The 14852-nt window shown below is 64.3% G+C and carries 20 protein-coding genes and 2 tRNA genes; 3 read left to right on the top strand and 19 right to left on the bottom strand.

The annotated features are described in order from the left end of the window. Positions 1-7: 7 nt before the first annotated feature. From AC5P8J_RS03440 to AC5P8J_RS03430, 3 genes are read right to left on the bottom strand one after another with little or no spacing between them, the layout of a single operon-like run. A complete protein-coding gene (locus AC5P8J_RS03440) occupies positions 8-616 on the bottom strand; it encodes an ATP-dependent Clp protease proteolytic subunit (protein WP_495216609.1) in 609 nt (202 codons plus the stop codon). Positions 617-653: 37 nt separating this feature from the next. Next, positions 654-1004 (bottom strand): SRPBCC family protein, encoded by a 351-nt coding sequence (locus AC5P8J_RS03435; RefSeq protein ID WP_188249622.1) that lies wholly within the window; start codon positions 1002-1004, stop codon positions 654-656. Next, entirely contained in the window at positions 1004-1315 is a 312-nt protein-coding gene (locus tag AC5P8J_RS03430) for an ArsR/SmtB family transcription factor (RefSeq protein WP_021202181.1), read from the bottom strand. Before AC5P8J_RS03430 ends, AC5P8J_RS03435 begins: the two co-directional genes overlap by 1 nt. An 86-nt stretch (positions 1316-1401) precedes the next feature. Between AC5P8J_RS03430 and AC5P8J_RS03425 the strand changes: the two genes are divergently transcribed. Further along, positions 1402-2094 (top strand): aspartate/glutamate racemase family protein, encoded by a 693-nt coding sequence (locus AC5P8J_RS03425; RefSeq protein ID WP_026347077.1) that lies wholly within the window; start codon positions 1402-1404, stop codon positions 2092-2094. Positions 2095-2118: 24 nt separating this feature from the next. Here the strand turns inward: AC5P8J_RS03425 and AC5P8J_RS03420 are convergent, their stop codons facing one another. After that, the gene (locus AC5P8J_RS03420; protein ID WP_019660558.1) at positions 2119-2514 is read right to left on the bottom strand and encodes a hypothetical protein; all 396 of its coding nucleotides are present in this window, start codon (positions 2512-2514) and stop codon (positions 2119-2121) included. A gap of 242 nt (positions 2515-2756) precedes the next feature. Between AC5P8J_RS03420 and AC5P8J_RS03415 the strand changes: the two genes are divergently transcribed. Both AC5P8J_RS03415 and AC5P8J_RS03410 read left to right on the top strand, forming a co-directional pair. Then, on the top strand, positions 2757-3266 hold the full coding sequence (locus tag AC5P8J_RS03415; RefSeq protein WP_111102445.1) for a DUF3011 domain-containing protein: 510 nt from the start codon (positions 2757-2759) through the stop codon (positions 3264-3266). An 85-nt stretch (positions 3267-3351) separates the two neighbouring features. Then, complete coding sequence (locus AC5P8J_RS03410; RefSeq protein WP_021202183.1) at positions 3352-3801, top strand: GNAT family N-acetyltransferase; 450 nt, start codon at positions 3352-3354, stop codon at positions 3799-3801. On the opposite strand, the gene AC5P8J_RS03405 is transcribed toward AC5P8J_RS03410, so the two are convergent. The 15 genes from AC5P8J_RS03405 to thrS form a co-directional block, all read right to left on the bottom strand. Then, positions 3780-4121: a low molecular weight protein tyrosine phosphatase family protein gene (locus tag AC5P8J_RS03405; protein ID WP_021202184.1), complete on the bottom strand. Its 342-nt coding sequence runs from the start codon at positions 4119-4121 to the stop codon at positions 3780-3782. The genes AC5P8J_RS03410 and AC5P8J_RS03405 overlap by 22 nt on opposite strands. Next, positions 4118-4318, bottom strand: a complete 201-nt coding sequence (locus tag AC5P8J_RS03400) for a hypothetical protein (protein WP_021202185.1) — start codon at positions 4316-4318, stop codon at positions 4118-4120. Before AC5P8J_RS03400 ends, AC5P8J_RS03405 begins: the two co-directional genes overlap by 4 nt. Before the next feature lie 118 nt (positions 4319-4436). Continuing rightward, positions 4437-4506: transfer RNA gene (locus AC5P8J_RS03395), tRNA-OTHER, on the bottom strand. Positions 4507-4735: 229 nt separating this feature from the next. Next, entirely contained in the window at positions 4736-5035 is a 300-nt protein-coding gene (locus AC5P8J_RS03390) for a M35 family metallo-endopeptidase (protein ID WP_456115567.1), read from the bottom strand. A gap of 28 nt (positions 5036-5063) precedes the next feature. Next, entirely contained in the window at positions 5064-5300 is a 237-nt protein-coding gene (locus AC5P8J_RS03385; RefSeq protein WP_031269379.1) for a hypothetical protein, read from the bottom strand. Positions 5301-5338: 38 nt separating this feature from the next. After that, on the bottom strand, positions 5339-5980 hold the full coding sequence (locus AC5P8J_RS03380; protein ID WP_494539955.1) for a hypothetical protein: 642 nt from the start codon (positions 5978-5980) through the stop codon (positions 5339-5341). A gap of 606 nt (positions 5981-6586) precedes the next feature. After that, a tRNA-Pro gene (locus AC5P8J_RS03375) sits at positions 6587-6663 on the bottom strand. A 68-nt stretch (positions 6664-6731) separates the two neighbouring features. Next, positions 6732-7088 (bottom strand): MerR family transcriptional regulator, encoded by a 357-nt coding sequence (locus AC5P8J_RS03370; RefSeq protein WP_005410431.1) that lies wholly within the window; start codon positions 7086-7088, stop codon positions 6732-6734. Then, positions 7069-7368: an integration host factor subunit alpha gene (locus AC5P8J_RS03365; protein ID WP_005410432.1), complete on the bottom strand. Its 300-nt coding sequence runs from the start codon at positions 7366-7368 to the stop codon at positions 7069-7071. Before AC5P8J_RS03365 ends, AC5P8J_RS03370 begins: the two co-directional genes overlap by 20 nt. A gap of 27 nt (positions 7369-7395) precedes the next feature. Continuing rightward, positions 7396-9792, bottom strand: a complete 2397-nt coding sequence (pheT, locus tag AC5P8J_RS03360; RefSeq protein WP_227852691.1) for a phenylalanine--tRNA ligase subunit beta — start codon at positions 9790-9792, stop codon at positions 7396-7398. Positions 9793-9913: 121 nt separating this feature from the next. After that, complete coding sequence (pheS, locus tag AC5P8J_RS03355) at positions 9914-10909, bottom strand: phenylalanine--tRNA ligase subunit alpha (protein WP_164145054.1); 996 nt, start codon at positions 10907-10909, stop codon at positions 9914-9916. Positions 10910-11102: 193 nt separating this feature from the next. Next, entirely contained in the window at positions 11103-11462 is a 360-nt protein-coding gene (rplT, locus tag AC5P8J_RS03350) for a 50S ribosomal protein L20 (RefSeq protein WP_005410435.1), read from the bottom strand. A gap of 11 nt (positions 11463-11473) precedes the next feature. Next, the gene (gene rpmI / locus AC5P8J_RS03345; RefSeq protein ID WP_005410436.1) at positions 11474-11671 is read right to left on the bottom strand and encodes a 50S ribosomal protein L35; all 198 of its coding nucleotides are present in this window, start codon (positions 11669-11671) and stop codon (positions 11474-11476) included. 266 nt (positions 11672-11937) lie between these two features. Then, a complete protein-coding gene (gene infC, locus AC5P8J_RS03340; RefSeq protein WP_495216608.1) occupies positions 11938-12480 on the bottom strand; it encodes a translation initiation factor IF-3 in 543 nt (180 codons plus the stop codon). Positions 12481-12528: 48 nt separating this feature from the next. After that, the gene (gene thrS, locus AC5P8J_RS03335; protein ID WP_058979607.1) at positions 12529-14430 is read right to left on the bottom strand and encodes a threonine--tRNA ligase; all 1902 of its coding nucleotides are present in this window, start codon (positions 14428-14430) and stop codon (positions 12529-12531) included. Between the last annotated feature and the right edge of the window lie 422 nt (positions 14431-14852).

The following is a 14852-nucleotide window of genomic DNA, read 5'->3' as shown; positions in this document are numbered from 1 at the left end:
GGCAGGCTCAGGCCGCGTGCGCGTCGCGCCGTACCAGTACCTGGTCGATCAGGCCCCATTCGCATGCCTGCTCGGCACTCATGAAACGATCGCGGTCCAGGGTCTGCTCGACCTCCTCGACACTGCGTCTGCAATGCTGCGCATACAGCCGGGTGATGCGCTGCTTGGTGCGCTGCATTTCCTCGGCGTGGATGAAGATGTCCGAAGCCTGGCCCTGCACCCTGCCCAGCGGCTGGTGCACGTGCAGGCTGGCATTGGCCAACGCCGCGCGGTGACCCGGCTCGCCGGCCATCAGCAGGAACGACCCCATCGACCGCGCGGTGCCCATGCACAGCGTATGCACCGGGGCCGAGATGTATTGCATGGTGTCGTACATCGCCAAGCCGCTGGAAATGACTCCGCCTGGCGAGTTGATGTACAGATGGATCGGCTTCTCCGGGTTTTCCGATTCCAGGAACAGCAGCTGCGCGCAGACCAGCGCCGACACAGTGTCATCGACTTCGCCGTTGAGAAAGATGATGCGCTCGCGCAGCAGCCGCGAGTAGATGTCATAGGAACGCTCGCCGCGCTCGCTGCGTTCCACCACCATCGGTACCAGCTGCATCCTGTCCCGCATGTGCCTGCTCCCTATAGCGTTCGATCCAAGCGCTGGTTCAAGCCGCGCGCATCACCGTGCGATGCTCATCGTTGGAAGCCGGCGGGATCAGAGAACGCCGGTCGGTGAGCCGATGCACGATGGTCAGCACCGTTCCCCCGCCGTCATCCGCGCGCAGCCGGAAACACACCTGGCTGTGCAGATGCGGGGGATGCGCATCGCGCAGGTGGAACCCCAGCTCCCGCCCCTCCTCGCGCAGGCAAGGCTGCGGATCGGCAAGATCGGCCGCAGGCAACCAGCGCTCACGCAGCGCCGGGTCCAACAGTGCGCGCCAGACCCGTTCCGGTGGCGCTGGCAGCCACTGCTCCATCACCAACGCAGGAGCCGCTTCGTTCAGAACGTCGTCCATCAATCCATCTCCTTCAGCAGATCCTGCAAGGCATCCATACGCGCGGGCCAGTAGGCCCGGTAGCGCTGCAGCCAGTTGCCGATGTGGGCCAGTCCGCGCGGATCGACCTCGTAGTAGACGAAGCGGCCTTGGCGCTGTTCGCTCACCAGCCCGGCATCGCGCAGCACCGCCAGGTGCTGGGACATCGCAGACTGGCTGATCGCCATGCCCTCGCGCAGCGCGCTGGCATGCTGCCCGCCCTCGGCCAGCTTTTCGAAGATGTGGCGGCGGGTGGGGTCGGCCAGCGCTTTGAAGAGGGCGTTCTCGATCATGACCAATACATTAGCAATCACTAATGTGTAGTGCAACTCCCGCATCGGCTGTGCTGCAATGACGGCTCCCCGGCATGGAGCTGTGCATGAAGACCCTTGGCCTGATCGGCGGCATGAGCTGGGAAAGCTCGGCGCAGTATTACCGGCTCATCAACGAGGACGTGCGGCAGCGCCTCGGTGGCGCACATTCGGCGCAGCTGCTGCTGTGGTCGGTGGACTTCGCCCCGATCAAGCAGCTGCAGCACGACGGCGACTGGGATGCACTGGGCGACCACATGGTCGAGGCCGCACGGCGCCTGCAGGCCGGTGGTGCCGAACTGCTGCTGGTCTGCACCAACACCATGCACCAACTGGCCGACCGCATCGAGGCGGCCTGCCCACTGCCACTGCTGCATATCGCCGACCCCACCGCCCAGGCCATCGTGCAGGCAGGGGCGCGAAAGGTGGGCCTGCTCGGCACCGCCTTCACCATGGAGCAGGACTTCTACCGCGGCCGGCTGCAGGATCGCTTCGGATTGGAGGTCCTGGTTCCCGAAGCCGATGATCGTCGCAGCGTGCACGACATCATCTACCAGGAACTGATCGCCGGCGTGGTCAGCGAACACTCACGACAGGTCTACGCCGGCGTGATCGAGAGACTGGTCGCGCGCGGCGCCGAGGCCATCATCCTCGGCTGTACCGAGATCATGCTGCTGGTACGGCCGGAGGACAGCACAGTGCCGCTGTTCGATACCACTGCACTGCATGCGCGGGCCGCCGTGGACGCGGCGCTGGCGTGAATCAAAGCGCGCCGGAACGCGGAATCAGTCCGCGCCCTGCACTTCCAGCGCGGTGATCAGCCATTCGACCACCGCCTGGGAATCGCACAGGAAGAAGATGGCATCGCCGGAGCGCGCTTCGGTAAGCAGGCGATAGACCGTGATCGCCACCGCCGACTGGTTGGCGATGAACACTTCCGGGCTGCGCGGCCCTTCGCTGTGGCCAGCAACCGCGTGCAGCGCCTTGCGTGCGGCCACGGTCGCAACCGGGTCCGCGCTGCGGGTCAGTTCCGGCCCGCGCAGGCCCCAGGCAGTGAACACGTGCTTGCCCTTGAACGTGGTGTCCAGGACCCGCACCTCGGCGCCGCCTGCGTCGGCCGAGCGATGAATGACGGTACTGCTGATCAACGCAACCCCCTGTGGTCGTCGTGGTCCGCGCATCCTCCCGCACAGGCCGCCCGCACACCAGTGACGGCAGCCACAGGCTGCGCCGACAGGCGTGGAAGACATGTAAGAAGGTGTAAACCGATGCGATCGGATGTGCAGCGATGATACGGGATGTAAGCCTCTGCTTGGGCCCGTGCGCACTACTAAATCCTTACTGAGCCACTTCCGGAACGATGCGTTCCGACGGCCCCGTGCTGGGTCATTCTTGCCGCCCGAATCCCCGCTCGAGGCTCCCCATGACCCTTCGCCCGCTGCTGCCGATCACCGGTGCCGTCCTTGCCCTGCTGCTGGCCGCCACCGCCGTGGCCGCCCAGGACCACGACACTGATCACATTCCAGCGCTGCGCTGCGAATCCCAGTTCAACAAGACCGAGCAATGCCCCATTGAGGGCCCGATGCGCCTGGCCAGGCAACTGTCGGTCACCCGCTGCGTGGAGAACCAGAACTGGGGCCAGAGCCGCCGCACGTTATGGGTGACCGACGGCTGCCGCGCCGAGTTCGTCGCCGATGGATACGGGCGCTGGCCGGGACGTGGCCGCGGCCGTGACCGCGACAACGAGGGTGAACGCCTGGTCTGCGAGTCCTACGAGAACAAGGACAAGGAGTGCCGCATCCGCGTCCGCCACGAGGTGCGGCTGGTCAAGCAGAAATCGGTGACGACCTGCATCGAGGACCGCAACTGGGGCTGGGACCGTCGCGGCGTGTGGGTCAGCGACGGCTGTCGTGCCGAGTTCCGGGTGTATTGACTGCCTGCCACGCGCTGGCTGTGGCGCATGCGCGGACACGGCCGACGTGATCGATAGACTGGGCGCAACCAGCCCAGGAGCTTCGATGGTGCCGCCCGATCCTTCCTCGACGACGCTGCATATCCGCGAGGCAACGCCCGCCGACGTTCCCGCGTTGATCGCGCTCGACAGCGTTGCGGCCCACGATCCGCGGCGCGCACGGCAGATCAGCGACTGGCAGGCCAGCGGTGGCATGCACGTGGCCGAACGGTCCGGCCAGCTGGCCGGTTACCTGGTCATCCATCGTCACTTCTTCGGCGAAGCCTTCGCCGAGATGCTCATGGTGGCGCGCGAACAACGCAGACAGGACGCCGGCGCCGCCCTGCTGCGCCATGCCATCGCGCTGCAGGGGCAAGGCAAGCTGTTTACTTCGACGAATGCATCCAACACCAGCATGCAATGCCTGCTCGCCGCCTCGGGTTTCATCGAAAGTGGCATCGTGCATGGATTGGACGAAGGCGATCCGGAACTGATCTACTGCTTTGCCGGCAGCTGATCGAGATACACGGCCACCTTGGCGTCCAGCAGGTCCATCAACAGCGGATCCATGCAGCGATAGTCGTCGGGGATGTCCAGGCAATGCAGGCGCTTGTGTTCCAGCAGTCGCGCGTACGTGGCCTGCAGGCGATGCTGGTGCTTGGCCTCCATCGCGAAGATGACATCGGCCCAGCGGATATCCGCCGGGCCGATGGGGCGTCGTGCGTGCGGGCTGGTACCGGCCGACAGCGCGTTGAAGCCGGGCCGCCGTCGCCACATGGCTTCGGCGGTCGGGCTGCGCAGCTGGTTGCGGCTGCAGACGAACAGCAGGTTGATCATTCCTGTTCCTGCAGTTGGCGGGCGCTGAGGACCGGATAGGTGAAGCCCAGCTGGCGTGCGCGCGCGAGCTTGGCATCGCGCGTATACAGCAGCTTCCAGTTCTTCTCGGGCTTGTAGCTGTAGGCGGTCGTGGCGCGGTCGCCACCATGGTTGCGGGCCTGGCTGCGACGCCAGGCACGGTTTCTTGCAGATTCCATGATGTGTTCTCGTGAGTACCGGGTTCAGCAGCCGCGGTAGTACGAGTGGCGCGCAGCATACACCGCACGCACAAAAAAAACCCACGCATCGCTGCGCGGGCTTCTTGATTCATCACAGTGGTCGGGACGGCCGGATTCGAACCGACGACCCTCTGTCCCCAGGCATCATCACTGGTTGCCCCATCCCGTTGATCTATAAGGGTTTCAGGCCTGCACCGGGCCTCCCAGAAGTGCCGATTGAGGCCCAATTCAATCAATTACTTCCGCGCTGATAGGGTTGCAGCCACCGGGACTAAACATGGCTCCGCATCTGCTGCGGCCCTGCCCTCATCTACGCCCTACGGGCGTCGCTCGGACGGAGCTTGGTCACCGGCGGCGGCTTGGCGGGCTCCAATGACCGCACCCTCCTGCCTCGGACTATTCCGGCGGAGAAAAACCGTGTGCTTGACCCAAAACGAAAAACTTGTACGCGTTCGGGAATCGAACAGCGCCTGGATGTGAGCTGGCCGCCAACTCTAGTGCGTACGAAAGAGATGAGACATTCTTGCCGGGGACCGGCGGATGCCGCAGCGCCATGCCCTTGTCGTCAGTAAAATGAGTGAACTCGTGGACCATCGTGCCAACCTTTGAGGGTTCACCAATGTGATTGGCGGGCAGCATAGATAGGGACCAAAATACAGGGCATGCGTGAATTACGTATGGAGCACCTGACTGCACATAAGCAATGGTGTCTGCCGGCACTTCGTCAGCATTGCACCGGCAGGAGAGGGACACCGGCGGCTTCGGGGGTCACTCCGTCTCCCGAAATTCTCCAGATGATCGCCATCAAAGTGCTATCAACCAGCGCATCATCTTCGTTGACATCTTCACCGGCAACGACGTTGACGTCCGGGCCATGCTCCCCGAAATAGCGCGTATAGTGAACTGAGGGGCTGAACCTCAGCCACAACTCAGTTTCAGATGTTGTATCGACCTCAGTCATCTGCTGGAGCTGGCTCAGCGCATTTCCTGCACCAATCGTTACCCCAGCCAATACACTCTGAAAAATTGCACTTTTTTGGCCGAAGGCGGGGTGCCGGCCGGATCGACACATGCCACAGGTTCAAGAAACTCCCCCGCCCGGGCTTGCTTCATTGTTCTTCCAGTAACGGGTACAACAACCGCGCGGGGTGCGGGATACGCACTTTGCCACTTGCCTGATTGCCGCTTTATGGGCCCAGCTTCCGCATTCCTGCCGTCGGCGGTGCGATAGGAAATCGGGGCTCGCAAGCCAATGGTGTAACCCAGCCCTGGCGACAGACTATAGCCACTTGCAAGATTTATATCTAGGCTGAAACTGCCGCCAGGAGGTATGGACAAAGAACTCGGAGTTTCGGAGAGCGTATCCCTCATTATCCCGAAGAACTGGACTTCGCGCCCATCCTGCTGTTTCACTATGAAGGGATCATCCAACAACATTTTGCGAGCATTGAGCGTCGGCAGAGAAGACTCAGCGACTACCGCAACCTGGTCACCGACATTCGAGAGCTTCAACGCGATTGAAGTTTCTCCCAGGTCGCCCTTCAGCGGAACTATTTCGACTTGTAGCCGAGCGTCGGCCATCGCAACATTGCTGCTACAAAGCGCGATGAACAGCATTGCCACTTTAATGGGTGATTTCATTCCGCCACCCGCCTTCTTCCATGATTCAAGATGCGTTATTAACATACAGATCAGCATTTTCCAACCCGAACCTCAGCCATCGATCTGTAGGACTTCCCCGAACCGCAGATTAAATTTTCGAACCGCCATAAGAATCACGTTTTTGCAGGCACTGACCTCCAGGATCTTTTGCTACCGCGCCTACGCCACTGTGCCGAGCTCGGCCATCATCGCAAAGGCCATCGCCGGCGAGACCGTTGGACTTCAGTGAAGCGTCGAAGAACTACGCCTTTCGCCTGGCAATCGAGCGCATCAGCGGAGAGCCGCGAGTTCCAGGACGTCCGCGAGTCAATCAGCTTGGATCGGCATGCATCAGGTGTCACTCCAGGAGATCCGCAGGCTTGGCGGTGCTCTTCCACACAACCGTCGAGGTTGGTCGGAAGAACAAGTGCAGCACCTTCTCACACACAGCTCGCCGGCGATGACCGAGGTGTATCTGGAAGGCCACGAAAGGCCGTGGACCGAGATCAACACGGGCATCCTCGCCATTCGATAGGGTGACGATAGGGTGCACAACGAAGAAGGGCCTGCACCGTATGGCGCAAGCCCTTGTTCTATCGCTGCTTTTGGTCGGGACGGCCGGATTCGAACCGACGACCCTCTGCCCCCCAGGCAGATGCGCTACCAGGCTGCGCTACGCCCCGACTGATGCTGCGATGTGCCCGCCAGTGCGGCGGGCCGTGAAGTATAGCGGATTACGATGGAAATGGGATCAGCGGCGCAACAACTGCAGCACTTCTTCCAGTTCCATGCGCACCTGCTTGATGATCTGGTTGCTCAGCGCCGATTCCTCGCGGGCATCGGGGCCGTCCAGACGCAGGCGTGCACCACCGATGGTGTAGCCCTGTTCGTACAGCAGGCTGCGGATCTGCCGGACCATCAGCACGTCGTGGCGCTGGTAGTAGCGGCGGTTGCCTCGGCGCTTGGCCGGCTCAAGGCTGGGAAACTCGGTTTCCCAGTAGCGCAGGACGTGCGGCTTGACGTCGCACAGCTCGCTGACTTCACCGATGGTGAAGTAGCGCTTGGCCGGAATCGGCGGTAGTTCGCGGTTACTGCCCGGATCCAGCATAAGCTTCCACCCTCTCCTTGAGCTTCTGGCCCGGACGGAAGGTGACCACCGTACGGGCGGAAATCGGAATTTCCTCGCCGGTCTTGGGGTTGCGACCCGGGCGCTGGTTCTTGCGCCGCAGATCGAAATTACCGAAGCCCGACAGCTTCACCTGACGTCCCTGTTCCAATGCTTCACGCAGCACATCGAAAAACGCGTCGACGAATTCCTTGGCTTCCCGCTTGTTCAGACCGACTTCGTCGAACAGCTTTTCCGCCATCTCCGCCTTGGTCAATGCCATTGCCTGCTACCCCCGAGTGCTGCCCGCTCAGCCGCGGATCCGGGCGTGGTGTTCACGCTCGATGGCAGTGACCGCCTCGGCCACCACCGCTTCCACGTCGCGGTCCGTCAGAGTGCGCGACTTGTCCTGCAAAATCAAGCCCATAGCGAGACTCTTGAATCCCGGCTCGACGCCCTGGCCGACATAGCGGTCGAACAGGTTCAGGTCGCGCAGCAACGGGCCGGCGACCTGGCGGACGGTCGCCGCCAGATCGGCCCAGGCCACCTGTTCAGGCACCAGGAATGCCAGGTCGCGGCGCACCGCCGGGAAGCGCGACAGTTCGCCGGCACGCGGCAGGCGGCGGGCGGTCAGCGGTTCCAGGTCCAGTTCGAAGGCGTAGACGTCGGCTTCGATGTCCATCGCCCTGGCCAGGCGCGGGTGAACCTGGCCGATCCAGCCGATCGCCACGCCATCGCGCAACACCTCGGCCGAACGCGCCGGGTGGCCGTAGGCGCGGGTGGACGGACGGAACTCCAGCTGCGCGCCACTGGCGGCCGCCAGCGATTCGAGGTCACCCTTCAGGTCATGGAAATCGACCTTGCGGGTCGGCAGACCCCACTGCACCGCCTGCGCATCACCGCAGACCGCAGCGGCCACGCGCGGGGTTTCCAGCGGTGCCGGCTGGCTTTCGCCAAGCGACGCATCTCCGGCCTGCTGGGCGAACACCCGACCCAGCTCGAACAGGCGCACGCGGCCGAGCTGGCGAGCGGCATTGCGGCCCAGGGTGGCAACCAGGCCCGGCAGCAGCGACGGGCGCATCACCGCCAGTTCGGCCGACAGCGGGTTGGCCAGCGGCACCAGGGCGTCGCGCAGCTGCCACTGGGCCAGCAGTGCGTCGTCGACGAAGGCGAAATTGACGGTTTCCTGCAGGTCGCGGGCGATCAGCTGGCGGCGCACGCTCAGCGCGTCCAGCTGGGTCTCGCTCGGCATCGCCACGCGCGAGGCACCGCCCGGCAGCGTGGTCGGGATCTGCTCGTAACCGTGGATGCGGGCCAGTTCTTCGATCAGGTCCTCTTCGATGGCGATATCGAAGCGGCGGCTCGGCGCGGTGACCTGCCAGCCGTCGGCGGTGGCGGCCACGTCCATGCCCAGCGCACGCAGGATGCGCTCGACTTCGGCATCGTCAATGGTGATGCCAAGCACGCGGGTGATGCGCGTGCGGCGCAGCACGATCGTGGCCGGCTGCGGCAGATCGGCCTCGCGCACAGCTTCGGTGACCGGCGCCGGGGTACCGCCGGCCAGGTCCAGCACCAGGCGGGTGGCGTACTCGATCGCGGTACGCGGCAGTGCCGGATCGACACCGCGCTCGAAGCGGTGGCCGGCATCGGTGTGCAGGCCCAGCTTGCGGCCACGGCCCATGATCGCGGCCGGCGCGAAGTGCGCGGCCTCCAGGAACACGGCGGTGGTCGCGTCGGTGACACGGGTGTCGAAGCCGCCCATCAGGCCGGCCAGGCCGACCGCACGATCGGCGTCGGTGACCACCAGGAAGCTGTCGTCCAGCGCGGCATCGCGGCCGTCCAGCAGCTTCAGCGTCTCGCCCGCGCGCGAACGGCGCACGGCAATGCTGCCCTGCAGGGTGGCCAGGTCGTAGGCATGCATCGGCTGGCCCAGTTCCAGCATCACGTACTGGGTGATGTCGACCAGCAGCGAGACCGGGCGCACGCCACTGCGGCGCAGGCGCTCGGCCATCCACAGTGGGGTCTTGGCGGCAGCGTTGACGCCCTCGATCACACGGCCCAGATAACGCGGCGCTTCGGCGCCAGCGTCGAGCTGGATGGCCAGCTCACGGCTGCCGGCAGCCGGAATGGCGTCGGCGGCGAAATCCAGCACTTCACTGCGGGTAGCGGCGGCGACGTCGTAGGCGATGCCGCGCAGGCTGAAGCAGTCGGCGCGGTTCGGGGTCAGCTTGATTTCGATACTGGCGTCCGGCAGGCCCAGGTACTCGACCAGGGCCTGGCCGACCGGGGCGTCATCGGGCAGTTCCAGCAGTCCGGAGGCATCGTTGTCCAGGCCCAGCTCCTTGGCCGAGCACAGCATGCCGTTGGACTCGACGCCACGCAGCTTGGCCGGCTTGATCTTCAGCTCGCCGATCTGCGCACCGACCATCGCCAGTGGCGCGACCAGGCCCGCGCGGGCGTTCGGCGCACCGCAGACGATCTGCAGCAGCTCGCCCTGCCCGGCATCGACCTTGCACACCTGCAGGCGATCGGCTTCCGGGTGGCGCGCGGCCTCGACGATGCGTGCCACGACCACGTGATCGAGGCCTTCGCCCAGCGCGGATACTTCTTCCACTTCCAGGCCGATGGCGGTCAGCACCGCGCTCAGCTCATCGCGCGAGGCGGAGGTCGGGACGTGGCTGCGCAGCCAGTTTTCGGAGAATTTCATGGTGTCACCCTGGTGGGAGGCGTGCCTCCCGTTGCGGTTTTTGTGGTCGCCCAGCGCATGCGCAAGGAGGCGTCCATCCAGAAAGGCAGCCGAGCATGGCCCGGCTCTACACGGTTGCGGCTTACGCGAACTGCTTCAGGAACCGCACATCGTTCTCGAAGAACGCGCGCAGGTCGTTAACGCCGTAGCGCAGCATCGCGAAACGCTCCACGCCCATGCCGAAGGCAAAGCCGGTGTAACGCTCCGGATCGATGCCAACATTGCGCAGCACGTTCGGATGCACCATGCCGCAGCCGAGCACTTCCAGCCAGCGGGTGCTGCCATCGGGCTGCTGCCAGGCGATGTCCACTTCCGCACCCGGTTCGACGAACGGGAAGTAGCTGGGACGGAAGCGCATCTCGAAATCGCGCTCGAAGAACGCGCGCACGAATTCTGCCAGCGTGCCCTTCAGGTCGGCGAAGGTCGAGTGCTCGTCCACCAGCAGGCCTTCGACCTGATGGAACATCGGCGAATGGGTCTGGTCGCTGTCGCTGCGGTACACCTTGCCGGCAGCGATCATGCGCAGCGGCGGCGCGTGGTCGCCCATGTAGCGCACCTGCACACCGGAGGTATGCGTGCGCAGCAGGCGGCCGTCGCCGAAGTAGAAGGTGTCGTGCATGGCGCGCGCCGGGTGGTGCGGCGGGAAATTCAGCGCCTCGAAATTGTGCCAGTCATCCTCGATCTCCGGCCCTTCCGACAGCTCGTAGCCCAGCCGGCCGAAAATACCGGTGATGCGTTCCAGGGTACGGGTGATCGGATGCAGGCCAGCGCGGTCGCCATTGCGGCCCGGCAGGGTGATGTCGATGGCTTCGGCAGCCAGCCGCGCGTCCAGTGCGGCGTCTTCCAGCAGCGCCTTGCGCTCGGCCAGCGCACGGGTCAGTGTGTCGCGGGCCTGGTTGATCGCTTCACCGGCGGCCTTGCGCTCCTCGGCCGGCAGGGCACCGAGCTGCTTGAGCTGCGAGGTGATGCTGCCGCTCTTGCCAAGCAGGGCCACGCGCAGCTGTTCCAGCACGTCAGGGCTCTGTGCGGCGGCCACATCGGCCAGCGCCTGGGTGGTGAGGGATTGGATGTCGCTCATGGGGGGCCGGAACTCCAGTCGATCTGCCATCGCGATGCGCGAAGGGCCGACCCCTGTCGCCACCGCCGTCCCCGCGCTGCCGCTGTGGCCGCACCGGGACCCAAAAAAGAATGGGGAAGGACTTGCGCCCTTCCCCATGCATTGCCTTGACCTGACACCGTTCCGAGTGAACGGTTACGGCATCGGGAAGGACTTATGCCGCCAGCGCGCCCTTGGCCTTTTCGGCCAGCGCGGCAAAACCGGCTGCGTCGTGCACGGCGATGTCAGCCAGGACCTTGCGATCCAGGGTGATGCCGGCCTTCAGCAGGCCGTTCATGAAGCGGCTGTAGCTCAGGCCGTTGATGCGGGCAGCCGCATTGATGCGGGTGATCCACAGCGAACGGAAGTTGCGCTTCTTCTGCTTACGGCCGATGTAGGCGTACTGCTGCGCCTTGATGACCGCCTGCTTGGCAACGCGGAAGACCTTGCGACGGGCGTTGTAGTAGCCCTTGGCGAGATCCAGAATCTTCTTGTGGCGGCGACGCGCCTGTACGCCACGCTTAACTCGTGCCATTTTTCAGTTCCTCAGAGGTAAGGGAGCATGCGGTCCAGACGGCCTGCGTCTTCTGCACGGACATGGCCCGTCTGACGCAGATTACGCTTACGCTTGGTCGCTTTCTTCGTGAGGATGTGGCTACGGTTGGCGTGGCCGCACTTGTACTTGCCCGAGGCGGTCTTGCGGAAACGCTTGGCCGCTGCCCGGTTGGTCTTGATCTTGGGCATTGCAATGTCCTTGATGGGATTTGACCCTGGTTTCTGACTGATCTGGCGGCGGCCTGGGCCGCTCTTTCCGTCCTGCCATGATCGGCGTACGACCCGTCCTGGGTGGGTCGAGCCGGGCATGATACAGGCAAAACGGCCCTGCCACCAGCCCCTGCCCGCCTTTCATCCGCAACCCGCCGGCCCGCCACAAAAGCAAAGGGACGCCAGCGGCGCCCCCTTACCCTGAACCATTCAGCCAGGCGCCTCGAAAGGCAGCCCGTCAGGCCTCAGGTCTTCTTCTTCGGCGCGATCATCATGACCATCTGACGCCCTTCCAGGCGCGGACGGGATTCAATGACGATTTCCTCGCCCAGATCGGCCTCGATCCGGTTGGCCATTTCGCGGCCCAGCTCCTGGTGGCTCATTTCACGGCCACGGAAGCGGATGTTGACCTTGATCTTGTCACCATCTTCGAGGAACCCGCGCATCTTGCGCAGCTTGATCTGGTAGTCGCCCTCGTCCGTGACCGGACGGAACTTCACTTCCTTGATCTCGACCTGCTTGGTCTTCTTCTTGGCCTCGCTGGCCTTCTTCTGCGCTTCGAACTTGAACTTGCCGAAGTCCATGATCTTGCAGACCGGCGGATCGGCCTGCGGCTGGATTTCGACCAGGTCCAGGCCTTCATCTTCGGCCATGGACAGCGCTTCGTCGCGCGACAACACGCCGATCATTTCTCCGTCACTGCCGATCACGCGGACGCGCGGCACACGGATTTCCTGATTCTTGCGGTTCTGTTTGTTGTCAGGGGTGCTGATATTACGTTCTCCCAAGGGTATCGAACCGGCCCGGGTGCCTGTGCCCCCGGACCGGACCTTTGCTTACGCGCCCTCGGCGTGGAGCCGCTCGATGAAGGCCTGCAGGCTCATGCTGCCCAGGTCTTCGCCAGAACGCGTACGCACCGCCACAGCCCCATTTTCCTTCTCGCGGTCACCGATGACCAGCAGGTAGGGCACGCGCTGCAACGTATGCTCGCGGATTTTATAGCCGATCTTCTCGTTACGCAAATCCGAGCTGACGCGGAAGCCTTGCTCCGCAAGGGTTTTGGTCACGCCCGAGACATAGTCGGCCTGGGCGTCGGTGATGTTGGCCACCACCACCTGGGTCGGCGCCAGCCAGGCCGGGAACTGGCCGGCATGGTGTTCGATCAGGATGCCCAGGAAACGCTCCATCGAGCCGACGATGGCCCGGTGCAGCATCACCGGGTGCTTCTTCTGGCTGTTCTCGTCCACGTACTCGGCGCCCAGGCGGCCGGGCATCATGAAGTCGACCTGCATCGTGCCCAGCTGCCAGGTACGGCCGATGGCATCCTTCAGGTGGTACTCGATCTTCGGGCCGTAGAAGGCGCCCTCGCCCGGCAGCTCCTGCCATTCCACGCCACAGGCGGTCAGTGCCGAGCGCAGCGCGCCTTCGGCCTTGTCCCAGGTGGCGTCGTCACCCAGGCGCGATTCCGGGCGCAGCGCGATCTTGATCTGGATCTCGTCGAAGCCGAAGTGCTGGTAGACCGCCAGCGCCTGCTGGTGGAAGGCAGTCACTTCCGACTCGATCTGGTTTTCCGTGCAGAACACGTGGCCGTCGTCCTGGGTGAAGCCACGCACGCGCAGGATGCCGTGCAGCGCGCCGGACGGCTCGTTGCGGTGGCACGACCCGAACTCGCCGTAGCGGATCGGCAGGTCGCGGTAGCTGTGCAGGCCCTGGTTGAACACCTGGATGTGGCCCGGGCAGTTCATCGGCTTGACCGCGTAAGTGCGTTTCTCCGATTCGGTGAAGAACATGTTGTCCTGGTAGTTGTCCCAGTGGCCGGACTTCTTCCACAGGCTCACGTCCAGAATCTGCGGGCAACGCACTTCGCCATAGCCACTGTTGCGGTAGACCTTGCGCATGTACTGCTCCACCACCTGCCACAGCGCCCAGCCCTTCGGGTGCCAGAACACCAGGCCCGGGGCTTCTTCCTGCAGGTGGAACAGGTCCTGCTGCTTGCCGATGCGGCGGTGGTCGCGCATTTCGGCTTCTTCGATGCGCTTGATGTACGCCTCCAGCTGCTTCTTGTCGGCCCAGGCGGTGCCGTAGATGCGCTGCAACTGCTCGTTCTGCGCGTCACCGCGCCAGTAGGCGCCGGAGATGCGGGTCAGCTTGAAGGCCTTCAGGAAGCGCGTGTTCGGCACGTGCGGGCCGCGGCACATGTCCACGTATTCTTGGTGGTAGTACATGCCCATCGCCTGGATGTCGTCGGCCATGTCCTCGATCAGGCGCAGCTTGTAGTCCTCGCCTCGGGCCTTGAAGATCTCGACCACTTCGGCGCGCGGCGTCATCTTCTTGATGACGTCGTAGTCTTGGGCGATCAGTTCACCCATGCGCTTCTCGATCGCGGCCATGTCGTCCGGGGTGAACGGGCGCTCGGAATAGATGTCGTAGTAGAAGCCTTCGGCGATCACCGGACCGATCACCATCTTCACATCCGGGTACAGCTGCTTGACGGCGTGGCCGACCAGGTGGGCGCAGGAGTGGCGGATGATCTCCACGCCCTCCTCGTCCTTGGCGGTGATGATGCGCAGGCTGGCGTCGTGGTCGATGACGTCGCTGGCATCGACCAGCACGCCATCCACGGCACCGGCGATGGTGGCCTTGGCCAGGCCGGCGCCGATCGACTGGGCAACCTCCATGACGCTCACAGGGTTTTCGAATTCGCGGCGGCTGCCGTCGGGAAGGGTAATGTTGATCATCGCAGTGGCTTCGTGCGGGGCCCGCCGGGCGGGCTGGAAAGCGTTCCCGGGCCGTTGCCCGGGCAATAAAAAAGCGCCGCGAGGGCGCCTGGAACGCAGGGCCTTCGGGGGCAGGTCAACAGTGGGCGGTGGTAGTGCTCATGTCGCACGCTCGGCCGGCGCTGGGCGCGGGCCACCTTGTTCCAGTCAGGGGTTCTGCGATGATCTTAAACCAGCGCACCGGAAAGCCCAAGGGCCACCGTACGGCCCGCTGAATGAGCCGCGCTGGCGGCGTGAAAACGCAATGATTACCATGTGCGCGCAGCCCGCCCCGTGCCAGCCTGCCCGCTTTCCCCCAGGACCTCGTGATGCGCCACCCGCTTCGACCGGCTGCCGCCGGCCCCGCCCGTGCCCCGCGTTCGCCGACCCGCCGCCGCGCAGGC

Source organism: Stenotrophomonas sp. YJH_SMC_37, assembly GCF_059370035.1.
The sequence above is the reverse complement of the archived record's forward strand: the minus strand, read 5'-3'. Positions and strand labels throughout refer to the sequence as shown.